23 protein-coding genes are annotated in these 25448 nt (G+C 71.6%); 10 read left to right on the top strand and 13 right to left on the bottom strand.

All coding sequences use genetic code 11. The annotated features are described in order from the left end of the window. Positions 1–339: 339 nt before the first annotated feature. A complete protein-coding gene (locus MXD59_RS14065) occupies positions 340–759 on the top strand; it encodes a hypothetical protein (RefSeq protein ID WP_248825202.1) in 420 nt (139 codons plus the stop codon). A gap of 105 nt (positions 760–864) precedes the next feature. On the opposite strand, the gene MXD59_RS14060 is transcribed toward MXD59_RS14065, so the two are convergent. Next, a complete protein-coding gene (locus MXD59_RS14060) occupies positions 865–2193 on the bottom strand; it encodes an ABC transporter substrate-binding protein (RefSeq protein WP_248825201.1) in 1329 nt (442 codons plus the stop codon). A 596-nt stretch (positions 2194–2789) separates the two neighbouring features. Next, positions 2790–3572 (bottom strand): enoyl-CoA hydratase/isomerase family protein, encoded by a 783-nt coding sequence (locus tag MXD59_RS14055; protein WP_248825200.1) that lies wholly within the window; start codon positions 3570–3572, stop codon positions 2790–2792. Between the two features lie 551 nt (positions 3573–4123). Between MXD59_RS14055 and MXD59_RS14050 the strand changes: the two genes are divergently transcribed. Beyond that, positions 4124–4969 carry a class I SAM-dependent methyltransferase gene (locus tag MXD59_RS14050; RefSeq protein WP_248825199.1) on the top strand — a complete coding sequence of 282 codons (846 nt, stop codon included), beginning with the start codon at positions 4124–4126 and terminating at the stop codon, positions 4967–4969. A 21-nt stretch (positions 4970–4990) separates the two neighbouring features. On the opposite strand, the gene MXD59_RS14045 is transcribed toward MXD59_RS14050, so the two are convergent. Next, complete coding sequence (locus MXD59_RS14045; RefSeq protein WP_248825198.1) at positions 4991–6271, bottom strand: HAF repeat-containing protein; 1281 nt, start codon at positions 6269–6271, stop codon at positions 4991–4993. 302 nt (positions 6272–6573) lie between these two features. Between MXD59_RS14045 and MXD59_RS14040 the strand changes: the two genes are divergently transcribed. Together MXD59_RS14040 and MXD59_RS14035 are read left to right on the top strand one after the other, a co-directional pair. Then, positions 6574–7122 (top strand): sigma-70 family RNA polymerase sigma factor, encoded by a 549-nt coding sequence (locus MXD59_RS14040; RefSeq protein WP_248825229.1) that lies wholly within the window; start codon positions 6574–6576, stop codon positions 7120–7122. Next, complete coding sequence (locus MXD59_RS14035) at positions 7119–8072, top strand: anti-sigma factor family protein (RefSeq protein WP_248825197.1); 954 nt, start codon at positions 7119–7121, stop codon at positions 8070–8072. The genes MXD59_RS14040 and MXD59_RS14035 overlap by 4 nt, the downstream gene beginning before the upstream one ends. 12 nt (positions 8073–8084) lie before the next feature. On the opposite strand, the gene MXD59_RS14030 is transcribed toward MXD59_RS14035, so the two are convergent. Both MXD59_RS14030 and MXD59_RS14025 read right to left on the bottom strand, forming a co-directional pair. Further along, a complete protein-coding gene (locus MXD59_RS14030) occupies positions 8085–8699 on the bottom strand; it encodes a hypothetical protein (protein WP_248825196.1) in 615 nt (204 codons plus the stop codon). A 293-nt stretch (positions 8700–8992) separates the two neighbouring features. Continuing rightward, positions 8993–10321 carry a hypothetical protein gene (locus tag MXD59_RS14025; protein ID WP_248825195.1) on the bottom strand — a complete coding sequence of 443 codons (1329 nt, stop codon included), beginning with the start codon at positions 10319–10321 and terminating at the stop codon, positions 8993–8995. Between the two features lie 133 nt (positions 10322–10454). Here MXD59_RS14025 and MXD59_RS14020 point away from each other — a divergent pair, with 133 nt between their 5' ends. After that, positions 10455–10919 carry a hypothetical protein gene (locus MXD59_RS14020; RefSeq protein WP_248825194.1) on the top strand — a complete coding sequence of 155 codons (465 nt, stop codon included), beginning with the start codon at positions 10455–10457 and terminating at the stop codon, positions 10917–10919. Beyond that, positions 10919–13987 carry a WD40 repeat domain-containing serine/threonine protein kinase gene (locus MXD59_RS14015; protein ID WP_248825193.1) on the top strand — a complete coding sequence of 1023 codons (3069 nt, stop codon included), beginning with the start codon at positions 10919–10921 and terminating at the stop codon, positions 13985–13987. The genes MXD59_RS14020 and MXD59_RS14015 overlap by 1 nt, the downstream gene beginning before the upstream one ends. A 15-nt stretch (positions 13988–14002) precedes the next feature. On the opposite strand, the gene MXD59_RS26465 is transcribed toward MXD59_RS14015, so the two are convergent. From MXD59_RS26465 to MXD59_RS14000, 3 genes are all read right to left on the bottom strand, one after another. Then, positions 14003–14698, bottom strand: coding sequence for a LapA family protein (locus MXD59_RS26465; RefSeq protein WP_283096868.1), 696 nt, complete (start codon positions 14696–14698; stop codon positions 14003–14005). A 259-nt stretch (positions 14699–14957) separates the two neighbouring features. Then, positions 14958–15401, bottom strand: coding sequence for a hypothetical protein (locus tag MXD59_RS14005; protein ID WP_248825192.1), 444 nt, complete (start codon positions 15399–15401; stop codon positions 14958–14960). 10 nt (positions 15402–15411) lie between these two features. Next, a complete protein-coding gene (locus MXD59_RS14000; RefSeq protein WP_248816067.1) occupies positions 15412–16305 on the bottom strand; it encodes a mechanosensitive ion channel family protein in 894 nt (297 codons plus the stop codon). Positions 16306–16512: 207 nt separating this feature from the next. On the opposite strand from MXD59_RS14000, the gene MXD59_RS13995 reads away from it, so the two are divergent. Together MXD59_RS13995 and MXD59_RS13990 are read left to right on the top strand one after the other, a co-directional pair. Next, entirely contained in the window at positions 16513–17430 is a 918-nt protein-coding gene (locus tag MXD59_RS13995; RefSeq protein ID WP_248825191.1) for a DUF3710 domain-containing protein, read from the top strand. A gap of 190 nt (positions 17431–17620) precedes the next feature. Next, positions 17621–18058, top strand: coding sequence for an SsgA family sporulation/cell division regulator (locus MXD59_RS13990; protein ID WP_248816069.1), 438 nt, complete (start codon positions 17621–17623; stop codon positions 18056–18058). A gap of 112 nt (positions 18059–18170) precedes the next feature. Here the strand turns inward: MXD59_RS13990 and MXD59_RS13985 are convergent, their stop codons facing one another. From MXD59_RS13985 to MXD59_RS13970, 4 genes are all read right to left on the bottom strand, one after another. Beyond that, positions 18171–18416: a hypothetical protein gene (locus MXD59_RS13985; protein ID WP_248825190.1), complete on the bottom strand. Its 246-nt coding sequence runs from the start codon at positions 18414–18416 to the stop codon at positions 18171–18173. A 7-nt stretch (positions 18417–18423) separates the two neighbouring features. After that, positions 18424–18939: a mycothiol transferase gene (locus tag MXD59_RS13980; protein WP_248825189.1), complete on the bottom strand. Its 516-nt coding sequence runs from the start codon at positions 18937–18939 to the stop codon at positions 18424–18426. A 103-nt stretch (positions 18940–19042) separates the two neighbouring features. After that, positions 19043–19882, bottom strand: coding sequence for an ABC transporter permease (locus tag MXD59_RS13975; protein WP_248825188.1), 840 nt, complete (start codon positions 19880–19882; stop codon positions 19043–19045). A 5-nt stretch (positions 19883–19887) separates the two neighbouring features. Next, positions 19888–20970 carry an ATP-binding cassette domain-containing protein gene (locus MXD59_RS13970; protein ID WP_225438583.1) on the bottom strand — a complete coding sequence of 361 codons (1083 nt, stop codon included), beginning with the start codon at positions 20968–20970 and terminating at the stop codon, positions 19888–19890. A 510-nt stretch (positions 20971–21480) separates the two neighbouring features. Between MXD59_RS13970 and MXD59_RS13965 the strand changes: the two genes are divergently transcribed. Beyond that, entirely contained in the window at positions 21481–22410 is a 930-nt protein-coding gene (locus MXD59_RS13965; RefSeq protein WP_248825187.1) for a serine/threonine-protein kinase, read from the top strand. Beyond that, entirely contained in the window at positions 22411–24294 is a 1884-nt protein-coding gene (locus MXD59_RS13960) for an acetate and sugar kinases/Hsc70/actin family protein (protein ID WP_248825186.1), read from the top strand. 36 nt (positions 24295–24330) lie between these two features. Here MXD59_RS13960 and MXD59_RS13955 read toward each other — a convergent pair whose 3' ends face one another. Next, positions 24331–25371, bottom strand: coding sequence for an aldo/keto reductase (locus MXD59_RS13955; protein WP_248825185.1), 1041 nt, complete (start codon positions 25369–25371; stop codon positions 24331–24333). Between the last annotated feature and the right edge of the window lie 77 nt (positions 25372–25448).

The raw sequence follows: 25448 nt of genomic DNA, 5'->3' as shown, positions 1-25448 counted from the left end.
GTACCTCCTGCCTGCGGTTCGCCGGCTGCGTCGCGCGGGCTGCGCCGTGGTCTGTTGTCAGTGTGTCCAGCGGGGATGTGAACACGCTGTGGGCTGTGGTCGCCAGCCCAGCGGTCGTGCACCGCGGCGGTGTGCCGGAATGCGGAAAATCCAGATCCCCGGGCGCCTGTGGGCGCTTTGGGAAGAGTTGTGAACAAGAGTGGAAAGGTGCCCTTCGGGGTCTTCTGGCGGCGTGGAGGATGGTCATCGAAAGCGTTCGGGAGATTATCCACGACGGCATAGGGGTAGCCTCCCTGGGCGCGCTCTGGATGGTGTCCTGCCTGCATTGAACTGAGGTGGATGGCTGTCGGTGCGCCGGTCGAAGGGATGGCGATGAAGGTTGCCAAGGGCTTTCGATATCTGTTCCTGACGGTGCTCCTCGCTTTCGCTGGATTCCTTGCCACCGCGCCGGTCGAGGCGGCGCCACCGGCGTCCCCGTCCACACCGGCGCCGACGGCTTCGCCGTCCAGTGGCGCACCCTCGGGGCCGGTGGGCAGGCCGCACGCCGACAAGCCTCCGGTAGACAAGCCGCCGGTAGACAAGCCGCCGGTGGCCGGGCCGAAGCCGGTGGAGCGCCATCGGGATCGGCACTGGATCTGCCGGCCGGGTTACTGGGAGCCGGGTTACTGGATGCCCGGGTTTGTCTGGCACGGGCGTGCCTTCCCGAAGGAATGGCACGACCGGACCTGGCATCCGGCGCAGTGCTACTGGGTCTTCTGATAGACGGACGCGACAGCCGTGTGCCGAGGGCCCGGTCCCGTCGGGACGAGCCGTCGGCACACGGCCAGCGGTGCTGTTCGGCGACGGTGCTGTTCGGTGACGGTGCTATTCGGTGGTGACGGTGCGGCCGCAGCGGGGGGTGGCGGACACGGGGGTGAACGTGGCGCCGTCCTTGTTGACCCGCAGGTAGTCGTAGCAGGCGGTGGCGGCGGCGAGGCCCTTCGCGGGGTTGATCGGGGCGAGGAGGAGGCCGCCGGCGTCATAGTGGTCGAGGGTGCGCAGCGCGGTGAGCAGGGCGGCGCGGGTGGGACAGTGGCCGGCGGCCCGTACCCCGGTGAGCAGCAGGTCGGCGCTGATCCAGCCGATCAGTGCGTTGCCGTCGGCGAGTGTCGCCGCCTGCGGTGCGTAGGTGGTGAGCGCGGTGCGGAAACGCTGGTGGGCGGGGGCCGCGAGCTCGAACGGCGCGTAGTCGACGAAGGTGTAGACGCCGGCGGCCCTGGTCCCGGCGGCGGCGAGTTCGTTTTTGCTGTAGGTGGTCTGGTCGCCGAGGATCGCGGTGAGGCCGAGGGCGGCGTTGTGGGCGGCGGTGGCGATCGCGTAGAACGTCGGCGCGGGCACGAAGGCGATGACGCTGTCGGCGTCGGCCGCGCGGATCTGCTCGACGAGCTTCTCGCCGTCCAGGGGGCCGGGCGAGACGAGCAGGGACGCGGCCACCCGCATCCCGGCGGCGCGGGCGCTGCGCTGTGCGGCCGCCGCCATGGCCTGGGTGCCGTCGGACAGTTGCACCGCCACCGTCGCCACCCGCCGCGCGCCGCGACTGTAGAGGAAGTCGCCCCAGCCGCTGGAGGCTGGTGACATGCCCATCGGACGGGAGTAACTGAACACGTTCGTCCTGGTCGCGGCGCCGGGATCGCTGACGTGGCCGTCGACGACCGGTACCGCGGCGGCGGCCAGTTCCGGCGCGCCGCCGCCGGACGCGGAGCTGAACCGCAGGATGCCGAGGGCGTCGCCCGCGCCGGTGAGGCTACGTCCGGCGGCGGCGTTGCGGGTGGGGATGCCGTGGTCGTCCTCGATGCGGTAGGTCAGCCGGCGCCCGTCCACGCCACCGAGGGCGTTCTGCTCGCCGAGGCGGGCATCGACACCGGCGCGGAACTGGGCGCTCGGATCCCCGCCCGTATCGCCGGGTCCGCCCGAGGGCGAACCGGAGTAGACCATGCCGAGGCGGATGGTGTCGCGGTCGACGCCGGGCGTGGTCGCGCATGGGTACCCACCCTGCGCGACCTGCCGCAGCAGGCTCTTGGTGACCGCGGTGTCGCCTCGGCCGCCGGGCTGGCCGGCGTCGCTGGTCTCGTGCGCGCCGCAGCCGGTCACGGCGACCAGCACGCAGGTGATCACGGCCCTGGCCGCGGCGTGTGACCGCCGGTGTCGTCTCATGTCCCCCACCCGTCCGTGTGCCGGTCCTGCGCCCGTTGTTCGGGCGTGCCGCGTTCGCCGTGGACGGACGGCCTCACCGAAATCCGGAAACCGGCCCGAAAGTGGGGTCGGGCCGGCGAGGCCACCTCATCGCACGGCCGATCGAGAGGCAGCACACGGTAACTGGCGGCCTTTTCGGACGACTACGCGGAGACGGCTGCGGAAAAGGGTGCTACGCATTTTGGGTGGGGCCCGGTGGCGGTATCGAGAGTTCCGGGAATTCTCCGTGTGCAGAACACCCCGGGGGTCTCCTCGAGGATGTGAGTGGGCTCACGAAGAAGCGGCTACTTGCCCCTTGTCCGGACGGCCCACGGGTGGATCGATCATTCGGGCGGTCCGGATGGGGGTAATGATTATGCCTGATGGGCATGGCGGGATGCCGGCTTCGCCGACCGGTCACACCGGTTCGGGTCGCCGGAAAAAGTGACAGATGGTTACCGGCGCTGGTCGGTGGGCCGCTGCCCTCGGCTACCCGACAACGCCGAAAACTTCTGGATATCGGCTGGTGTCGGGTGGGGCAAGACAACCACCACCGTCGGGCGACGCGCCGTCGGCGGCTACGCGCCGGTGAAGCGGGGCTCGCGGCGTTCGGCGTTCGCGCGGGTTCCCTCGGCGAAATCCGCGGTGTCCCGCAGGACCGCCTGCTCGGCGGATTCGCGGGCTGTCACCGCCTCGATCGCCGGCAGCAGGTCGGCCCACATGGTCGCTCGGATGCTGCGCACCGCCAGCGGTGCCGAGGCGGCGATGGCACGGGCGTGTTCGATCGCCGCCTCACGCAGGTCGACGGCGGCGACGAGTCGGTCGGCGAGGCCGATCGCGAGCGCCTCGGTGCCCTCCACCCGTCGTCCGGTGTAGAGCAGATCGAGGGCTTTCTGCCGGCCGACCACCGCCGGCAGCGTCACCGAGATGCCGAAGCCCTGATGCAGGCCGAGGCGGGCGAAGTTCGCGACGAAACGGCTCTCGGGCGTCGCGACCCGAAAGTCCGCGGACAGGGCAAGCCCCAGGCCGCCGCCGATCGCGGTGCCCTGGACCGCGGCCACCACCGGGATCGGCGCGGCGAACAGACGCAGCGCCGTGCGGTAGAGGGCCGGTGCGCCTTCGTCGGCGCTCAGCGGGGCCGCCGAACTCGCCCCGGTGAAGTCGGCGCCGGCACAGAAATGCCGGCCCTGCGAGGCCAGCACGATCGCGCGGACGTCACCGTCGGCGGCGAGCCGCTCGTAGGCGTCGGCGAGGGCGGCGATCAGGTGCACGTCGAAGTAGTTGTACGGCGGCCGGCGAAGCTCGACGACCGCGACGTGGTCGGGCCGGGTCTCGACGGCGATGTCCGTGACCGCGCTCATGAGCTCCTCCGAGATCGGGCTGGCGCGGCCGTCCGACGAGACCGGCCGCCCGGTGCTTATACCGCACCAGGTGCTTTGCCGTCCGCGCACCTGACCGATTCGCCCGTTTTTCATAGGTCTGGTGTGAGACGCTGAATCGGCGCAAGAATTGTCCGGGTCGACGTCCGATGCTTTGTGGAGGTGCGGATGGCGGTGGCGCGGCGCTCCCGCGGACGCTGTTGTCCCAAGGGTCCTTCGGGACCTGTCAACGGGACGTTATTCCTGCCCCGTTGAGTCGTTCGGCCGGCATTCTGGAGGTCGACCATCTCCATCGGTTTAATCTGCGGTCCCACGATCGATCAAAGGAGATCATCATGGACGTCTGGGCGGCATCGACGGCGTCGGTGACTGCGGCGTCGACGGTGCTGGCCTTACCGCATCCGTCGGCGGGAACGACCAGTTCCGCGAGGCCGGCCCGACCGGTTCGCCCCGCGTCGACGCCGGCCGACACCGGCCTCGGGGGAGTGCTACCCGTGGGAGCGCCGGCGGCGGGAACGGTGCCAAGGGGAACGGTGCCAGAGGAAACGGCGCCGGGGGGAATGGCGTCCGGTGGGCCGGGGGGTTGGCGGCAGGTGTGGGAACTCGGTGATGATGCTGCGCTCGCGCCGGTGTTCGCGAGTATGGCGGGGGACCTGGTGCGGGCGGCCGGCATCACGCCGATGCATCGGGTGCTCGACGTGGGCGCGGGTAGCGGTAACGCGGCGCTCGCGGCGGCCGAGGCCGGCGCGGACGTGGTGGCCTGCGATCCGGTGTCGGCGCTGCTCGAACGCGGGCGTGCGGTCGCCGATGCGCGCGGGCTCAGCCTGGACTGGCTACCGGCCGACGCGCAGCGGCTGCCCTTCGGCGCGGGCACGTTCGACGTGGTGCTGTCCTGCGCGGGCGTGATGTTCGCGCCCGACCAGGCCGCCGCGGCCCGCGAGCTGGTACGGGTGTGTCGTCCGGGCGGCACGATCGCGGTGGCGAGCTGGACCGCGGACGGAGCGATGAGCCGGCTGTTCGCCCTGCTGGAACGCTACGCCCCAGCCCGCACCGACGGACGGGTGGCGGCGCCGACCGCCTGGGGAAATCCGGCGAGGGTGCGGGCGCTGTTCGCCGGTGGTGACGTCCGTCGGCTGAGCACCCACCATCGCACCGCCCGGCTGGACTACGGCGGATCGCCGGCGCAGTGGTGCACGCTGTACCGCGCATATTTCGCGCCCATCATCGAGGCATATGACCGGATCGGGCCGAACCCGAAACGCATCGCCGCCCTGGACAACGCTTTGCTGCGATTCGCCACCGACGAGTACCTTGGCCCGCTCGGCGGCCCCGGACGCTACGAGTTCGAATATCTGCTGCTTCTCGCCGAGCCGCGATGACACCTGCCCGGCTGGCCACGGCTATCCGGCGGCCGGAAGTGCGGTCAGACCGAGGGCGAGTGGTGTGGTCACCGGGGCGGACGGCCACCAGACGGCCTGCGGTGCCGCGTCCTGGGTGGTCGCCGAGTTGCCCAGGACGATTCCGGTCGGGGTGACCGCCTGCGCGTGCCCGAAGGCACCACCGGCGGAGGGCAGACGGCGCAGCCGACCGGAGTGCCAGCGAAAGGCCTGGACCTCCCGACCGTCCGCGGTGGAGATGTCGCCGCAGACGACCCCCTGATCGTTGAGGCCGGTCACCTCCACCCGGTCGTCGCCGGCACCGGTGGCGGTTGCGCCCCCGATCGGGATCTGGCGGCCGGAGCGCCACAGGAACGCGCCCTGGGTCGGGCCGGACGCGCTCACCAGCACCTGGCCGGTGTTGTTGACCGCGATCGCGCTCGAGCCGTGCAGTCCGGGCAGGGTGCCGAGGTCGACGGGCCGGTCGTGGCCGCGGCGCCACAGCACCGCACGGCGGGAGCCGTCCGGGGTGTCGCTGGTACCGATGATGTCGCCGGCGTCGTTGATGGCCACCGCCACGCTGGACGGTCCGCCGAGGGTGCCGAGGTCGCGGATGCGCCCATCGGTCCAGACCACGGCGTGCGACTGGCCGTCGCCGGTGTCGGCGCTGCCGACGATCTGCCTGGCGGCGTTGACCGCGGTCGCGGAACTGGACGGGCCGCCGAGGGTGCCGAGGTCCTGCGGGCGGGTGCCGCGCCAGCGGACGGCCCGGGTCGTCCGGGCGTCGGTGGTGCTCCAGCCGACCACCAGCCCGGTGGGGCTCACGGCCAGCGCGCTGCTGCGGCGGCCACCTTGCTCATCGCTCCCACCGAGCAGGCCCAGGGCCTGGTAGCGGCCGGCGGACCAGCGGAACGCCCGTCGGTTGTAGTGGCTGACGGCATCGCCGACGACGACGCCGGTGGCGTTGGCGGCCACCAGCTGCTGGCTGCCCTCGAGGAAGGTCACCCGGCCGCGCCACCACACCCCACCGGTGGAGCTGTAGGAGCCGTCGTTCCAGACGCCGACGAACAGCCCGGCCGCGTTGCCGGCGACCAGCGTCCCGTAGCCACCGGAGCGCGGGCCGGGCACGACCATCGGAGCCAGCGGGCCACGGACCGAACCGTCCGCCGCTCCCAGGTCGGGTGGTCCCACGTCCGGTGGGCCGGGCGGGGGGCCGGGGGGTGGGCCGACGGTGGGGATGGCGCCGGTGGTGGCGGCGATGGCCGGGGTGTGGACGAAGCCGTGCAGCGCCCACGGGGTGCTCACGCCCGCGACCGCGGCGAGTCGCAGGAGAGATCGTCTGGTGTCCGGCACGCGGGTCGCCTTCTCTCGAATTCCGGCTCGTGGGTTCCCAGGCCAGCTCGCAGGCCGGCTCGGGCTGGCGGATCCGCGAATTCAGGGCGTCTACCAGAGATGATTACTTTTAGGATTTGAATAGTGACTTTTAGTGGATGGAGTGTCAACGGCCGACGTGGCTCGGCGCGTCACGATCCGGGTGCTGATGGTGACAGTGGTGGCGCGAGGTGGTCCGGGTGAACCGGGCGGGGCGATGATGCGTGTTGGTGGGCATGCATGCGCGGCGGCGAGGGCGCGACGGCGGGCCGGAGGTCGAGGACCCCGCCGCCGAGTTTGTGCGCGCCGTCTACACCGAACACGGCTCGGCGCTGCTCGCGTTCATCTCCCGGATGACCGGTGACCGCACGAAGGCCGAGGACGTCCTGCAGGAGACGCTGGTACGGGCCTGGCGGCACGCCGGCCGGCTCGACACCGACGAGCGGCCGTTGCGACCATGGCTGTTCACCGTCGCGCATCGCATCGTGGTCGACGAGCATCGGGCGCGGCGGGCCCGACCGGCCGAGGTCGGACCGGAACACCTCGAGTTCCTGTCCGCGGGCAACGAGCTGGACCGCGCGCTGGAGAGCTGGCAGGTCGTGGAGGCGTTCCGGGCGCTGAGCACCGAGCATCGGGCCGCGCTCGTCGAGACCTACTACCTGGGACGCTCCGTCGCCGAGGCGGCCGTGAACCTGGGAATCCCGCCCGGCACCGTCAAGTCCCGGGTCTACTACGGACTGCGTGCGTTACGGCTGGCGCTCGAAGAACGGGGGTGGGCGACATGAGCAGCGACTGCGCAGCCCCCCGCATCGCACTGGGCGCCTATGTACTGGGCGCCCTGGAACCCGCGGACCGCGCCGCCGTGGCGAACCATCTGGGCGGCTGCGCGGAGTGCCGCGCGGAACTGGCCGGTCTCGCCGGACTGCCCGGCCTGCTGGCACGCCTGCAGCTGGCCGACGTGGTGGAGCCCGACGAGCCCAGCAGCACCGACCTGGACATCGCCGCCATCGTCGACGCGGTCCACCTCGACACGGCCCACCTCAACGCGCGGACCCACACCGACCCGCGCACGGACGGGGCGGCCTCCGCGCCGAACGGGTCCGACCACCCGCGGACCGCCGCGGGCACGGGCCAGGACCAGGGGCCGGATCAGGGTGTGCGGCCGGGTCAGGGCGGGTGGCAGGGGCATGGTCAGGGCCCGAGGCATGGCCAGCGACCGGACCAGGCGGCTCGTCCGGTCGTCGAGCCACGGGCGGGGACCGACACCGAGCTCACCCGGCGGGCACTGGCGTCGCTGCAGCGGGCCCGTCGCCGCGCGCGCCGCCGGGCCGTGCTCGCGTCGGCGGGGCTGCTCGTCGCGGTCGTGCTCGCCACGGTCGGGATCACGGTCAGCGTGCACTCGAACGGCGACTCGCTGACGGCTCGTCCACCCGGGCGGATGTACACCGGGGCCAGCATCACCAGTCAGGTCGAGGCATGGGTGTGGGTCGCCGCGAACCCGGCTGGCAGCGCCTTCACGGTGAAGGTCGCGAACGTGCGTCCGGGCAGTCACTGCACCCTGATCGCCCAGGCTGTCGACGGGCACGAGGAGACCGCCGCGACGTGGGCGGCCAACTACGACGGCGACGTGGAGGTGCGGGGAACCGCCGGGATCGAACCGGCGAACCTGGCCCGCCTGCTGATCGTCGACGCGCAGGGCGGGCGGATCGTCGTCCTGCCCGCCCGCGGCGCCTGACGGCTCAACGGCTCAACGGCGGCGGGGGCCGTTCAGCCAGGGCATCAGCGCGCCGATCGCGAAGCAGGCGGTCGACGTGACGATGGTGAGCACGAGGTCGACCAGCGTCGTCGGTGACAGCAACCGGGTCGCCGAGAGAGCGAAGACCCCGAACAGGCCCACCGCGCAGCCGGCGGGGACGAACCGCAGGCCACGCAGCCACCAGGTCGCGGGCCCGGCGTGCCGGCCCAGCGGGAGCAGTGCCACCGCCCACAGCAGCCCCATCAGCACCAGCAGCCCGACGCCGAACAGTCCGTAGATGGACAACAGCGAACCGTGGACGTTCGCCGTGCCGGACTGGCGGGCGACCGCGTGCAGGTCGGTGTCACGCAGGGTCACCTCGACCGGGACGAGGCCGGTGGCGCGGCCGTCCAGATCGCGGATGTCCAGATCGACGGTCCAGTTGGCCGAGCCCTGCGCCGGGACGGTGGTGTGCAGCCGGGTGTCGTAGTCGAAGAACGTGAGACCGAGCACATTTCCAGAAAGCCGCACCGAGTCAATCGGGATGTCGACCCGGCTGAGGTTGTGCACGCCGACCACGACCCGGGCGACGGTGCCGGCGTTCAGGACGAGGTCCCCGCGATCCAAGGCGTGCCCATCCACTGTCACGGCAAGCTCAACGCGACCACTCGACTCCGCCCGTGCGATCGACGGGGGCAACAACACGAGCCAACCCAGACAGACTGTCAGGCATATGACAATCAGAAAGCTTTTCTGAACCGCCACCCTCGGCGCAGCCGCGCATTCCACGAGTTCCCCCGACTCTTCCCTGGCTGGGATGCCCCCGACCGGCGTGGTCCATGTTGCCCTAGCCGGGGATCTTCGGCCAGCCTGCTGTTATTCTATGGACCGTCGTATGGGCGGGGCTTCCGCCTCTCACATCAGGCACGTAACGTCAGGCGCGCACCACGCGTTTTCAACGAGCTGTGTTGACGGGCCGTTATCGCCGTGTTGCCGTTCGCACCCGGGGGGCGACCTATGTCTGGCCATCGAGCAGCCGGTCGATGGACGGCTCGATCATCACGATTCGGGGCATCCCGAGGTGATCGGTCGTCGCGTGGTTCCGTCGCTGTCATCTTCCTGAGCGTCCTGCTGCTGTGCGTCGGCGCCGGGGTGGCCACGGGGTTGGGTACTCCCGCAGGGGCCGGCGTCCCGATCAGCGCCGCCGCGGCCGGTGACCCCACCAGCGCCGCAGCCACGGAGGGTTCCACCGCGTCGACCGCGTCGACCGGGTCGACGCCCGCGGCCGGCGCGGGTGGCACCACGACGGATGGCGCCTCGCCCACCTCCGGCGGCGGGTCGACCACGACCACCGGGCCGCCGACCGACGGCGGCTCCGGCGGCTCCGGCGATGCCGGGTCGCCGACGGGCGGGTCGACGCCGAGCGCCGACCCGAAGCCCGACCCGACGACCCCCGCTCCCACCGCCGCCACCACCAGCCCCACGACCGGCACGCCGTCCACCGGGACGGGCACCCCGGGCACCCCGGGTACCCCGGGCACGTCGCCCCCGACCACCGGCACGCCGAGCGCCGGCATCACCTCGCCCGGTTCGGCGAGCTGCTCGCCGACCGCCTCGGCGACCAGCGCCTGCCCGACCCAGCCAGAGGACTGCCTGGCCAACATCGCCTCGAGCGCGTTCGTGCCCGCCTGCGAGTCCCCCAGCCCGACGGCCTGCCCGCCGAAGGCCACTGTCTCCCGAGTCCCGGTGATCGCTACGAACGGTGTGGTCGCAGCCTCGGGCAGCGCCGCCACGGGTGGGCACACCGACAGCTGCGCGCCGCCGCCGCCGGGGCCCGCGCCCTGCCCGTCCGCCACATCGACCCCGGCCGGCTCGGCCGACGCGGACTGCCCTGGGCGATCCTGCCCCAGCACCTCGGCCGCCCCCACGCACCGCACCGCCGACGCCACCTGCCCCACAGGCACGGGAAACTCGCCGCAGTGCCCAAGCCTGCGGCCAGGCCAGCCGGGCCATTCGGCCAGCGGCGCCGCACCCGCCCCGGCGGCCACCCCGATCTGCCGGTCAGACCCCGGCACGACCGACCACCCCACCGAACAGCCGACCAAGGTCACCTGCTCGGACGGTTCGGTGCGCGACCGCGCCGACCAGTGCCCGCTGCCGCAGCGGTCCTGCCCCGGCACCTCGGTCGGGGTGCCGGTGGGTACCGCCTGCCCGTCCCCGCCGACGCCGACCGCGCCGGTGCCCGTCATCTGCTGGGACGGTTCGCAGCACGCCGCGACAGCCGACTGCCCGTCCGGACGGGTGATGTGCCCGGGCGGTATCTCGGTCCCGCTCGAGCAGACGTGTCCGAGCCCCGAGCCGACGCGGTGCGCCAGGGGAACGGTGCGTGTCCTGGGCGTGTGCACGCCGGTGCGTCGCGCCAGCGACCCGGTGCCCCCGGTCGGCCAGCCCGAGGTGCGGGAGGCGAAGGCCGGTGAGCTGCTGTTCGACCGGACGATCGTCAGCGCCGGCGACACCCTGTTCGCCCGCGGCGCCGGCTGCGATCCGGGTGCCCAGGCAACCCTGACCACCGGCGGTGAACTGGTCGGACGCGCCGTCGCGGACAGGTCGGGCACCTTCGAGACCGTGGTGCAGTTCGCCAGCTTCGAACCCGGGCACCGTCCGGTCGAGGCCCGCTGCGCCGGCGAGAAGCCGTTGACCGCCGGCATCGACATGGTGCTCGTCGCCGCGGACACCAGCGCGTCGGCGACGTCGGTGCTGCTGCCGCTGTTCCTCGCGTTGTCCTTCCTCGCCGTCCACTACCAGATGGCAGCCCGGCGTCGGCGTCGGGGCCGGGTGCGTCGCTGATGGCGAACCCGTCCGCGTCCCAGGCCGCCGAGAACGACGGCGTCGCCGGCGCGGGCGGGTCCGCTGCCCTCAGCGCCGGAACAGGTGCCGACGGTGGCGACAGCGGGACCTCGGCGCCGGCCGAAGTGGGGCCCTACCGGCTGGTGCGGCGCCTCGGCGCCGGCGGAATGGGCACGGTCTACCTGGGCGAGACCGCCGAAGGCGGCCAGGTCGCGGTCAAACTGATTCGCCCGGACCTTGCCCGGCTCGCCGAATTCCGGTCCCGGCTCAAGCATGAGGCCGACAACGCCCGCCGCGTCGCCCGGTTCTGCACCGCCGCGGTCCTCGACGTCGACATCACCGGTGACCATCCCTACCTCGTCACCGAATACGTCGACGGACCGACTCTTTCCGAGGTGGTGCACAGCCGCGGGCCGCTGACCCCCGCCGAACTGCACCAGCTCGCGGTCAGCATGACCACGGCGCTGATGGCCATCCACCGCGCCGGCATCGTGCACCGCGACCTCAAACCCTCGAACATCCTGCTGTCCCGACTCGGCCCGAAGGTCATCGACTTCGGTATCGCCCGCGCGCTGGACAGCGCCACCGTCGTCGGACGCGACTCCGGTACCGACCGCCACCTCGGCACACCCGCGTTCATGGCGCCCGAACAGGCCCGCGGCGAGCAGATCACATCGGCGGCGGACGTCTTCGCCTGGGGCGGTGTCCTCGTCTACGCCGGCACCGGCCGCTATCCGTTCGGCACCGGCCCCGCCCCCAGCCTGCTGTTTCGCACCGTCAACGACCCGCCCAACCTCGAGGGCCTCGACCCGAGCCTGCTCCCGCTGGTCGAGGACGCGATGCGCAAGATCGCCACGCTGCGCCCCGCCGCCGAGGAGCTCTACGTCCGCCTGCTCGACCTGCGCGTCGATGTCCCCGTCACCGCCCGCGAGCAGATCCTCTCCGAGGTCACCGCCCTCATCCGTCCGCTGAACACCACACCCCCCAGCACCCCCACCCCCGAACCGGACGTGGCCGGCCACGCCGTGGACGGCGACCCGGCCGGTCCGATCACCCCGATCACCGGCCAGATGCCGCACGACCCGCCGCCCGAGACCCTGGGCACCCAGCCGCTGCCCCTCAACCCCGCCGCGTCCCCCCGCTCGACCGGCACCGGCTCGTCCTCCACCCCTGGCGGCGTTTCCCGGACGGGCGATGCCTCTCGAACCGGTGGAGCCTCTAGGACCGGCGGTGCCTCTAGGACGGGTGGAGCCTCGTCTGCGGGGGAGGCGGGCCCGCCGGCTGGCGGGAAGATTCCCTGGCGTCCGGCGGACCAGTGGACGGGGACCCCGCGCCTTGACGACGGACTGGTCACGGTCTGGGGCGCCGGCGAGGCAGTGGACGCCCGGCGTCTGGGCGCAGCCGCGGCGCGGACGCCCCAGGCCGGCCCGCCGGACCCGGCGACCCTGGCCGACGACGACCTCAGCGACGCCGAGACCGGCATCGTGCCCACCGACCGCCTCAATCGTGTCCGCGACGCCCACCGTGCCCGTCAGGCACGTCCCGGCCAGGCTCCGGCCGACGGCCCCACGTCCCGCGGGACCTCCGCGCATGGCGCGCACTCCCCTGGCACACCGGCCCGGGGCACACCCACCCGCGATACCGCGTCCCAGGGGACGTCCGGTCGTCCTACCGCCGACCGCGCCGGGCAGCCGGGGCAGCGTGGTTCGGGGCAGCACGGCCAGGTGGGGCAGCACGGCCAGGTGGAGCAGGGCGGGGCCTCGTCGCGGACACCGGCCGATCGGGTCCGGTGGGGACGGCGCTGGCTGGCACTGGTGGCCGTCGTGCTCGTGGCCGTGCTCGTCGGCGCGATCGTCCTGCTCGAGAGACGGGACAAGGGCGGGGCGGACGTCGCCGACGTCCCGGCCGCCGTCGCCGTCCAGGCGATCACGCGGCAGGCCACCGACCCGGGTCTGGCCAGTCGCCTGGCACTCGCCGCCTACCGCGCCGCACCCACCTCGACGCGGACCCAGGAAGCGATGATCGCCGCGTTCGGCGAGAACCTCCCACCGGTCGCCGTGGACTCCGGCTCCGCCGACATCCGGTCGATGGCGATCAGCCGCGACGGCAAGCTTGTCGCCGTCGGCGGCGCGGACGGCGTCATCACCATGTGGGAGGTGACCGACCGCACCCGACTGCAACGCCGTGACTCGGTCCGCACCACCGGCTGGGTCGACTCGATGACGTTCAACTCCGATGGCAAACTGCTCGCCACCGGCAGCGCGGACGGCTCCGTCCGCCTGTGGGACGCGCACGACCCCACCAACCTACGCCGCCTGTCGATCACCCAACGTCACACTGACACGGTGCGCGCTGTCGCCTTCACCCCGGACGGCAACACGCTCGCCTCCAGCGGCGCCGACGGGACGCTCGCCCTGTGGGACATCACCGATCCCGCGAACCCCACCATCCGCTCACACTTCGAGACCGCCACCGGCGGCGTGTACGCGATCGCGTTCGCACCGAAGGGTGGCATCCTGGCCACCGCCGGCGAGGACGCCACCATCCGTCTGTGGCACATCACCGATGCCGCCCATCCCGTGGGTGGCCTGGTGCTGCGCAGCCACAGCCGGGCCGTGCAGACCCTCGCCTACACCGCGGACGGCGCGACCCTCATCACCGGCGGTGTCGACGCCACCGTCCAGCTCTGGAACGTGGCCAGTCGCGACCGGGCGATCTCCCTGCGCAAGATCCCTGGTCAGCTCGGCGGCGTGACCGCGGTCGCGGCCTCCCGCAGCATCGTCGCCTCCGGCGGTGACGCCGAGGTGATCCGACTGGCCGGTATCACCGACCCCACCGACCCGGTACCCCTGGTCAACTGGCACGGCCCCACCCGGTCGATCACCGCCGTCGGATTCGTGGGCGACAGCGGCGTGGTGCTCGCCGCCGCCCACGACGGCACCCTGCGCCTGTGGGACGCGGACCCCGCCCACCTGGCCACCGCCGCCTGCACCGACCCCGCCAACCGCATCAGCCCCGCCGAATGGTCCACCTTCTTCGGTTCGATGGACTATCGCCCGCCCTGCTGAGTGCGGCACGCGAGATCAGCGTCGATGCCTGAGCTTCGTGGTGACACCGGAACGCCGGCTTTCCGGGGCCGGGCCGGCGGGCATCCCGCCAGCCGGGTTCGGACCAGTCTGGTTCGGGCCGGTCGGGTTCGGTCCGACCTGGTTCGGTCCGGTAGGCGGGTTCGCCGCCACGCGCCGGACGGTCCGACGAAGCTGAATCATCCGACCGACACCGGGGATGGCGACCAGCAGCGCACCAGCGACCGCGGAGAACAGCATGGCCACGGCGAGCGGCAGTGTGCCGCTCAGGCCAAGGAACGACACCTTCACATCGTCCAGATTCTGCAGAATAAATATCAGCAGAATGATCAGAACGACTGAGAACAGTACCAGGCTCGTCCACGCCCGACTGGTGCGGGTATGCGGAATATCCGGCCGTGCGGGCGAACCTCCAGTACCGCCGCGCGAATTCCTGGAACCACGGCCCTGGTCGACATCACCAGGGCCCGGGCCGGTGCCTCCGAACCTGTTGCCCGCGGGGCCGGGACCCGCGGGTCCGGGCGCGGCAGGCCCGGGGCCTGAGGGGGCGGGATAGGACGTGGCGGCGGGCGGTGCGCCGGTCGGCGGGAAGCCTGGCTGCGGGCGGGTGTTCACGGGGAAGCCGCTCGTCTGGCCAGGCGCCGGTTGCGGTGCGCCGCCCGTGGACGGATGGCTGGGGGGCGGCGTCGTCATGACCTTCGTGTACCCCGTCAGCTTGACAATATCCCGATCGGATGGGTCCATCTGATCGTCGAATCAGTCACTTGTTTCGTCCGAACAGCCACATCACCGAGGAGATCGGCGCCCGAACGATCCTGTCGAAGCCTGACGAAGGATTCGGGGCCTCGTTTCCGCACCCACGCCTGGCAGGATTCGATGACAGTGCCGCGACCGACCGGTTTGCGGATAAACAGGCGCTTACCGGATTGCGGTGATGATCGCGGGTGGGGCGTCAGGGGGTGCTGGTGGTGAAGCCCGGTGCCACCACGCCGGAACTCGAGAACGAACCGGTACCAGCGGTGGCGGTGGGGCTCGCGCCGACGGAGCCGAACAGGCCACCATCGGTGGACGGGCTCGGCGTGAGGTCGGTCGGGGTGGGGGCCACGGTCGGCGTCGGGGTCGCGGACGGATCGGGGGTGGGGGCGGCCGTGGTGGGGGAGGCGGTCGCCCGGGTGATGGTGCGGGTGGTCGTGGTGGTGGTCGTCGTCGTGCCCTCGTCGGTGGCGGTGGTCGTGCTGGCGACCGCGCGGGCCTGCGCGACATGAGTCGGGATCGGGCGGGCCACCAGGTAGGCGGCGACGGTGGCGAGGAGGAAGACGATCAGTGCGGCGGTCGAGCGTCGCATGTGGATCGACTGGGCGAAGCGGATCACGCGTTCGCCGGCGGGCGGGGTCACGATGGCATCCTCACGTGGCGGAGGGCGCGGCCGTGTCGAGGTCCGCGGAGACGGTGATGCCCTCCCGTTTGAGGGCGGTGGAGATGCGGGCCCGCAGGGTCCGTCCGACTTCGAACTGGCGGCCGGGCTGGGTACGGGCGACGACGCGGATGCGGTACTCGTCGAGGTCCAGGCTTTCCACGCCCATCACGGACGGGGCGTCCAGCAACAGGTCGTGGAGCACCTCGTCGGTGTAGGCCTCGACGCCGACCCGGTTGAGCAGGTCACTGACGGTGGTGACGTCCGCCGTCGCGGGGATCGGGACGTCGATCACGGTGCGGGCCCAGTCCCGGGACAGGTTGATCACCTGGACGATCTGCCCGTTCGGCGTGGTGACGACCTCACCGCTGGACGTCCGCAGCCGGGTGATGCGCAGCGTGACCTCCTCGACGGTGCCCAGGGAGCCCGTCCCCGGGCCACCGGAGACGTAGAGCCGAACCAGATCGCCGAAGCCGTACTGTCGCTCGGCGATCAGGAAGAACCCGGCGAGCATGTCCTGCACGACGCGCTGCGCGCCCAGGCCCAGGGCCACACCCACGATCGTCGCGGGCGCGACGAAACCGGTCACCGGCACGCCGAACCGTTGCAGGACGAGCACCGCCGTCAGACTGTAGACGAGGACCAGCGCCACCCAGGTGATCACCTGGGCGACGGCGTGGCGATGCTTGGCCGCCTCGGTGCGCACCATCTGGTCCTGGGTGGACTGCACGTCGATCCGGCTGGTGACCTGGTTGCCGATCCAGGTGGCCAGTCGGGTGAGCAGCACTGCCCCGGTCAGCAGCATGACGATCTCGAGGCCGCTACCCCGGGCCCAGTCGGTGATGTCGCTCAGCGGTGCCGTCGCGGTGACGGTTGGCTCCGTCACCGCCTGGATGATCGCGTGCCCCGGCAGGTGGGGTCGAACTCCGCTCACTCACCCGAACCTACCCGCTGTCCGATCGGCGGGTACCCGGCGGAGGTGCCCCCGACCCCGAACATCCACCGGTCCACTGTCACCGATCCGACGCGGTGGTCGACAGGGGGGCCGCGAACCCGCACCATGGGAGTGCGGACGGCGAGGGGGTGCACGCGCATGCGGCCAGGTAGATGGGCATCATCTCGGCGGGCACGTACCTCCCACGCGCAGCCACGCCCGGAGAGGCCCGAACCCGAGCACGGGTCCGGCTTCGGGCTCGGCACCCCGACCGGCCCCTACGACCTCGCCGAGGCCCCGAACGACGGATGGCCGCGGGTCGATCTCGGCTCGCTCGTCGTCCCGGTGCGGCCCGGTTCGACGGTCGGCGTGTCCGGTCGGCGCACCGCCCGCGGTGAGCGTGAGACCGTCGCGGTCGTCGGGCTCGGCCAGATCGAACTCGTCCTCGCCGCGTTCGCCGCACCCCGGTCGCATCCGCTGTGGGGCGCCCTGCGCGCGCGGCTGAGCATCTCTTCGCGGGCCATCCTCGCCATCGCCGGCCTGCCCGCCGACGCCGCGGCCGGCCCGGTCCAGGAGACGGCCGGCCCCTGCGGCCCCGAACTGCGCCTTCTCGCCGGCACCGGCGGCGAACGCCGGCTCGTCCGGGTGCTCGGGTTCGACGGGCCACGCTGGCTCCTGCGCGCCACCCTCACCATCCCTCTTCCGGACGTCCCGGCCGCCTCGGTCACCTCGGGTGTTCCGGCCGCCGGCAGCCTCACCGGTGATCCCGCGACCGGTCCTGGCCCGTCCGCCGATGTGGAGCGCATGATCTCCGAGGTGCTCCGCCAGGTGATCGTGCTTCGGGGCGGCCGGGCTGTCCCCAGCGGCGGCGCCCTCCCGCTGACCACGGTGGGCGCGTCCGGCGAGTGGCGGGCGAGCGAGCAGCGTCCCGAGACCGGCCAGCACCACGAACTCGATGATCAGCTGGGTCGGGTACGGCCCAACGGCGCGATCGTCGGGGTGGCTCGGGAGAGCACCCCGCCGGAGGCCACCAACCTCGGTCCCTACCTCACCCGCGACCTGTACACCTGGGCCTGAGCCACCCGCATCCCACCACGTCCGCACCTGCGACCTGCGCCGGACGCCGCCGCGGCACGCTCGCGTGGCCGACCGGCCCGTGGCCGGAGGGTTGTTCCGCCTGTGGACTCGGGTCCCACGGGGAGTGCGACGAAGCCGTCACGGCAGCGATGCTGACAGGGTCGGTTCCGATCGTGTTGGGAGGCAGCGAATGCTCCGTCACAGCTCGACGCCCGCGCATGTCGTGGTGCGCGACCTCTGTGCCGATTTCGTGACGGAAGATGGGGCCCGAGCGGCCGTCGCGGGTACCCTGCGCTACGACCCGGCCGACCCGTTCGCGGTCGAGCTCATCCTGCGCCCCGCCCGCGAGTCGATCACCTGGATCTTCGCGCGTTCCCTGCTCGCGGACGGCACCCAGAGCCGCGCCGGCACCGGTGACGTGCGGATTCGTCCGAACCGTTCGCACGGACGCGCGGTGGTGACCGTCTCGCTGTCCAGCCCGTCCGGACGGGCCGACCTGGAGCTGCCCCGCTCCGTGGTCACCCGTTTCCTCGCCGAGATCGAGGCCCAGGTTCCCAGCGGCCGCGAGAGTGACTCCGTCGACTGGGACGCCGAGCTGCGCACCCTCTGGCGCACCCCCAACCCCTGACTCCCGCCAGCTCTGACCTTCGCCAGCTCTGACCTTCGCCAGCTCTGACCTTCGCCAGCTCTGACCTTCGCCAGCTCTGACCCCCACACCTCGATCCCACCGACGATCCGACCTACTGGTCGGAGGCATCCGGATTGTCCGGATGGTTTCCGTCCTCAGCATGATCGGCGAGTTCGACGTCTCCGTCGGCGGTGACCGCGGGCCAGGGGGGAATGGGCGGGGGATGGGCGATGCCGGCGTCACGCATGATGGTCTCGACGGTCAGCGGGGCGACGTAGGCGCGGTGCAGTACGGCGGCGGGTTCGCAGAGGTCCAGGTCGACGGGCCGACCGTCACGGGTGACGTAGCGGCGGGCCATGGTGGGCTCAGGCTCCCCGGCGTTCGAGGACGCCGCGCAGCAGGGCGGCCTGGCCGACGTGCTGAAGGTCGTCCGCGACGACACTGATCAGGCGGACGCCGAGGGTGACCGGCGGTTCCCAGCGCCGGTCGACGATCCGGTCGAAGTCGGACTCGGTGAGGGTGGCGAGGTAGGCGACGGTCTGGTCGTGGACGGCCTCGTGGTAGGCCACGAGCAGATCGGGATCATCGACCTGGACCGCGTCCACCTGCGCGGACGTGTGCCCGTAGCCGATGGAGGCGGTGTCGAGCTCCAGACCGAACCGGTCGGCGAAACCCTGGGCCGTCCAGACCTGGTCGAGAGCGGCGACCTCGGCGATGTGGTCGTCCTGCACCCGGGTGAGATGCCAGATCAGCCAGGCGATCGAGTTCGCCGAGCCGTCGACGCGAACGCCGAGGGTCAGACCGCTCAGCCCGGCGACGGCATCGCGAACCTCGTCGCGCACGCGCCCGAACGCGTCGGCCAGCAGATCGGAACCGTTCATCACGCGGACTCCCTCCCGTGATCGTTACGGCACCGGCGGTACCGGTGTCGATCTTAGGCGTCGACCGGGCGTCCGATGCCCCGGCCACCACCGTTGCCGGCCGTCAGACCCGCCGTCGGAACGCGCGCACCGCCAGCGGCGCGAACACCGAGACCAGAACCACGCCCCACACCAGCACATGCCAGGTGGGATTCAGCACCGGGCCGCCGACGAACAGCCCGCGGGTCGCGTCGGCCAGCGACGTCACCGGGTTGACCTTGACGACCGCCTGCAACCAGCCGGGCATCGTGCTGGTCTGGACGAACACGTTGCTGACGAACGTGAGCGGGAAGATCAGCGTGAAGCCGAAGACCATCACCTTCTCCGGCTCGGAGACCAGCATCCCGACCAGCACCGCGATCCACGACGCGCACAGCGCGAACAGCACCACCAGCCCGACCGCGGCCACGGCCTGCAGCGGCCCGGTCTCGATCCGGAAGCCCAGGATGTAGCCGAGGCCGAGCAGGATGCCGATGGCCCACACCTGCTTGGCGAGGTCGGCGAGGATACGGCCGGCCAGCGGCGCCGACCGCGCGATAGGCAAAGACCGCAACCGGTCGAACACGCCCTTGGTGAGGTCTGTGTTCAGACCGGTGCCGGTGTTCAGCGTGGTGAACAGCGTGTTCTGGACGATCAGGCCGGGCAGCGCGAACGTCAGGTAGTCGCTGGTCGACCCGGCGATCGCACCACCGAACACGTAGGTGAACAGCAGCAGGAACATCAGCGGCTGGACGCTGAAGTCGATCAGCTCCATCGGATTGTGCTTGACCTGGACGAGGTTGCGCCAGGCCAGCGTGCGCACGTGGCGCAGCGTCTCCAACGGGCTGACCCGGGCCGGGCCGGGATCGGGCCAGACCTCCCGGTGGGTGGACGACTCGGGCAGCGCGGCGGTCAGCGTGGACATGGCGGTCAGCTCCTGGTCGCCGCGGGAATCCGCGCGGCGGGGTCGTCATCGTCGTGGGTGCTCGAGTGGGCGTCGTCCTCGGACGGGCCCCCGGTGGCCGCCGCGGGGTGGCCACCGTTCGCGGCGGCCTCCTCGTCGGCGGGATGACCGGTGAGGGCGAGGAAGACCTCGTCCAGACTGGAACTGCGCAGAGTGATCTCACCGACGGTGACACCGGCGTCATCGAGGCGGCGTACCACCGCGGGCAGTGCGGCCGGATCGGTGACCCGGGCGCTGACCAGGGTGCCGGTGACCTCCGGGTCGGCGCCGACCACGGCGGCGACGGTGGACACGACCAGCGCCAGATCGGTCTCTGTGGCCGGGCGCACCGCCAGGGTCTGTGCACCGGTCTGCCGCTTGAGCTCCTCCGGTGAGCCCTGGGCGATGATCCGGCCGTGGTCGAACACCGCGATGTCGTCGGCGAGCTGATCGGCCTCCTCCAGATACTGCGTGGTCAGCAGCACCGTGACCCCGTGCACGCCGACGAGGTCGCGCACCACCTCCCACATCTCGTTGCGGCTGCGCGGATCGAGCCCCGTGGTCGGCTCGTCGAGGAAGAGCAGCCGGGGCCGCCCGACCAGGCTCGCGGCCAGGTCGAGGCGCCGGCGCATCCCGCCGGAGTAGGTCTTCGCCGGCCGGTCGGCCGAGTCGGACAGCCGGAACTCGGCGAGCAGCTCACGGGCCCGCTGCCTGGCCTGCGGGCGGGACAGCCCGAGCAGCCGGCCGATCATCAGGAGGTTCTCGGAGCCGGTGAGCATCTCGTCGACCGACGCGTACTGCCCGGTCAGCCCGATCAGCCGGCGCACCCGGTGGCTGTCGTGGCGCACGTCGTACCCGCCGATGAGCGCGGTGCCGGCATCCGGGCTGATCAGGGTGGCGAGCACCCGCACCGCCGTCGTCTTGCCCGCGCCGTTCGGCCCCAGCAGGCCGAAGACAGTGCCGGCCGGCACCTCCAGATCGACTCCGGCCAGCGCCGTGGTCTCGCCATACCGCTTGACCAGGCCGTCAGCGACGATCGCGGGGATCGTGTGTTCGTCTCGAACCGTCATGCCCGCCAGCATGCCCGCCACCACCGACAGTTTTTGACGATCGCGCGCCGCGTCCCGCTGCCAGCGGCAGATGATCCCCTGACAGCTCGCTGTCAGGGGACGCCCCACGCCCGCACGTCACGCCCCACGCCCGCACGTGTCGGACGTGGGCCGGCGGCTTCCCGGTGGATTCCGCCGGCTTCCCACGGGTGGCGGCTCGTTCCGGCCGGTTCCCGGTCTCGCGGCTGGTTCCATAAGCCTCCGCCGGCATTCCTGGGTCGATGCGCGAGGATGCTATAGTTCCCGAGAAAACTGCTGTTCTTCCGCGTTTCGGACACGGATCGGGGGGCCCGTGTTCCACCAGTGCCGAACGTCTCCATACCCGCTGGCATACCGTTGGCGGAGCTTCGCCGGATCAGCGAGCTCGCCGGCTCCGGCCAGGCTCGGCGCACGGGTCGGTGCGTTTCCCGGTCTCCGGGCCGAAGCCGCTGTCGGCGCCGTTGTTGGTGTCGGTGTCAGTACGAGGCCGGCATGAGTGGCGGCGGGTACGGGCTTGGCCCGAAGGATCCGCGGCGGATCGGGCCGTACCGGGTCGACGGTCTGCTCGGCCAGGGCGGCATGGGCCGGGTCTATCTCGGGCGTGATCCGGTGGGCCGGCCGGTGGCCATCAAGATGATCAAAGATGATCTCGCCGCCAACGCCGAGTACCTACGGCGTTTTCGCGAGGAGGCGGCCAATGCGCGGCGCATCGCCCGCCAGCACACCGCCCAGGTACTCGACTTCAACATCGACGGCGGTTCGCCCTACCTGGTGACCGAGTACGTCAAGGGTCAGACGCTACGTGATCGGATTCGCCACGGCCAGCCGATCGTCGGCTCCGAACTCGACCAGCTCGCCTTCGTGCTGGCCACTGCGCTGCAGGCGATGCACCAGGTCGGGCTGATCCACCGTGACCTCAAACCGGAGAACGTCATCCTGTCGTCGATGGGCCCCCGTGTCATCGACTTCGGCGTGGCCCGGGTCGCGGACAGCCCCCACGAACCGGACCGGAACTCGACCTTCGTCGGCACCCTCGGGTACATCGCCCCCGAGATCCTGGACTCCAGACCCGCGACGGCGAAGGTCGACATCTTCGCCTGGGGAGCCACCGTCGCCTTCGCCGGTACCGGTCGACCGACGTTCGGTGACGGCGACTACGAGCAGCGCCGGTACCGCACGCTCGGTCAGGCTCCGGACCTGCGCGGGCTCGAAGCGCCGCTGCGGGATGTGGTCGAGCGTGCCCTGCACAAGTCGCCGACGATGCGGCCGTCCGCGGCCGACCTCGTCCGGGTGCTCAACGGCGGTGCGGTGCTGGGCGCCGGGCTGGACGAGCCGTCGGCCGGCCACAGTGGTGAACCGCCAGCACACACGGAACGTGAGCTCATCCTGGAACAGGAAATTCTTCGCAGAATGGGGATGTAGGTGCACGGAGCAGCGCCGTCGATTGTCGCCGCCGTTGATTTCGGCACTTTCGGCTCCGGGTATGCGTGGGCGTTGACGAATCTGGCCGGCGGGTATATCCCGAGCCATGACATCAACTGCAACGACCAGTGGCCGGGTGCCGATTCCGGATATCCCAAGAACCGTAGCGCGATTCTGCTGGACGGCCGGGGAGAGACCCTGGCCTGGGGCTACGAGGCGCTCAACCGCTACACCGACGGGGGCGAGCGGGCCGGCGGCTTCGCCGTCGACTTCAAGATGCGGCTGGCCTCCGGTGACGGTCCGGGCGCCGCCGATCCGGGCATGGCACCGGGTGTGGGGCCGGGTGGCGGCCTGGGCGGGCGTGCTGGCAGTGGGCAGGGGAGCAGCCCGAGCCAGGCCGAGGGTGGTCGCAACGAGACCGGTCGGTCGACCGAACACCTCATCGCCGCCTACCTGCACGAGCTCTACATCGTCGCCCGTCAGCACATCCAGCGGGCAGGGTACGGCGACCTGCCGATCACCTGGTATCTCAGCGTGCCCGCGATCTGGAGTGACTTCGACCGGCAGGTCATGCGCCGGACCGCCGCGGCGGCGGGCTTCCCCGCCGATGCCCACCGGTTGTCGATCGTGCTCGAACCGGAGGTGGCCGCGCTGTACTGCATGGCCAGTGAGGCCCGCGCTGGCGGCTTCGGCCCGGTCGGCCCGGTCGGCCCGGTCGGTTCGGACGGCCCGGCCCAGGTCGCCGGGCTGGGTGCACCCCGGCACCGGCCGGGTTCCCGGTTCGTCATCGTCGACTGCGGCGGCGGTACCACCGACCTCGTTCCGCTGGTGGTGCGGGCCGACGGCACCTTCGACCAGATCGGCGTGGCCAGCGGCGACACGTCCGGCGCGAACCGGATCACCCGACAGTTCACCGTCTCCGTGCTGGCCGAGCGGCTGGGGCGCACCACGCTGCTGCGCCTGGTGGAGGCGGAACCGAAGGCCGTCAACGAACTGATGCGGGCCTGGGAGAAGGCCCGCGACGTCTTCGACCTCGCGCAGCGCACACCGGTGCGCATCGAGCTGTCCATGCGGCTGTGGAAGGCGCTGCCCGGGTCGGCGCGCACGCGGCTCGCCGCCGCGCAGAACGGGGAGAACGAGGCGATCCTGCTGTCCGCGGCCAGAACCCGGGCCCTGCTCGACACGTCGGTCGACCCGATCTGCGACCTGGTGGACGAGCAGCTGAGTCGGATCTCCGAGCAGGCCCACACGCGCGGACCGGGTGAGCCGGACCCGCCGACGGCGGTCTACCTCGTCGGGGGCTTCGCCAACTCGCGGTATCTGCAGCACCGGCTCGCGGCGGTGGTCGAGGGCCGGGCCCGGCTGTTCGTGCCACCGCGACCGGAGAACGCCGTCCTGTTCGGCGCCGTGCAGTACGGCAACAATCCAGCCCGCATCCGTTCCCGCGTGGCCGCGCGGACGTACGGCTTCGGCCTGCTGGACGCGTTCGATTCCGCCCTTGATCCCCCTGAGCGGTTGTATCTCAACGCGGAGGGCAAGGCCCTGTGCAAGGGGCGGTTCCGCGTCCTGGTCCGACGCGGCGAGATCATTCCGGTGGGGAGCGAGAAAACCTCACGGGTCTATCCCCGCGAGGGCGACCAGACCCAGATGAGGCTGTCGTTCTTCGCCTCGGACGGGGACGATCCGCGCTATGTCGACGATGACCGGGTGAGCCAGGTCGGCTTCGTGACCATCTATCTGCCGGACGCCGGAACACGCCGGTACGCCGCCCGGGAACGCGCCATCGACGTCAGGACGATCTTCGGTGAGACGGTGATCCGGGTGCAGGCGATCGATCTCGCCACCGGCTACCAGACCGAGGCGGAGATCGAGTTCACCGCATGACCGCGCGGCAGGAGCAGGGCCGGGTGGACGGATGGGTCAGCGGCGGCGGCGGGCGGGGTCGAGGGCGGGGCTGCGGTCGAAGTGGTTCACACCGCTGATGTCGGTGCCCGGCGGGACGACCTTGTCGATCGCGTCCAGGGTCGCCGCGTCCAGGACGACGTCGGCGGCGCCGAGGAGGTCCTCGAGCTGGGCCATCGTCTTCGGACCGATGATGGCCGCAGTGATCGCCGGATGCGCGTCGACGAACGCCAACGCCAGGTGGGTCAGCGAAAGACCGGCCTGCTCGGCGATGGTGACCAGCGACTCCACCGCGTCATAGCGGACGGGGGTGCTCGGGTCGTCGTTGAGGTCGGCATCGGCCCGGCGCTGGGCGAACGGGCCGTCCTTGCCGTAGCGCGAACCGCCCGGGATGTCCTGGCCGCGGCGGTACTTGCCGGTCAACCAGCCGCCGGCCAGCGGGCTCCAGGGGATCACACCCACGTCGTGGCGCAGCGCCGCCGGCAGCACCGCCTCCTCGATCCTGCGGGCGAAGATGGAGTACTGCGGTTGCTCGCAGACGAACCGTTCGCTGCCGCGTCGCCGTGCCGCCCACTGCGCCTCGATGATCCAGTCCGCCGGGAACGTCGACGATCCGAGGTAACGCACCTTGCCGGCGCGCACCAGGTCGGTCAGGGCGCCGAGGGTCTCCTCCAGATCGACGTCCCAGTCGTGCCGGTGGATCTGGTAGAGATCGATGTGGTCGGTGTCGAGGCGGCGCAGACTGTCCTCGACGGCGCGGATGATCCAGCGCCGCGAGCCGCCGCGGCGGTTGCGCTCGTCTCCCATCGGGTTGAAGAACTTCGTGGCGAGCACGACGTCGTCCCGGCGACCCTGCAGGGCCCGGCCGACGATTTCCTCGCTGACGCCCTGGGAGTAGACGTCGGCGGTGTCGATGAAGTTGATCCCGGCGTCGAGCGCCCGGTGGATGATGCGGACGGCCTCGTCCTGGTCGTCGTTGCCGATCGGGCCGAACATCATCGCGCCCAGGCACTGGGTGCTGACCTCGACACCGGTCCGGGCGAGCTTGCGATACCGCATGGGTCACTGCCTCCTGCGCTGTCGTCTGCCATGCCGTCGTCAGATCGACCGTAGCGAGTCCGCAGCCCGGGCAGTAC

The sequence above is a fragment of the Frankia umida genome (genome assembly GCF_023242945.1).
GTDB classification, from domain to species: Bacteria; Actinomycetota; Actinomycetes; order Frankiales; family Frankiaceae; genus Frankia; species Frankia umida.
This window is presented reverse-complemented; position numbering and strand designations above follow the sequence as displayed.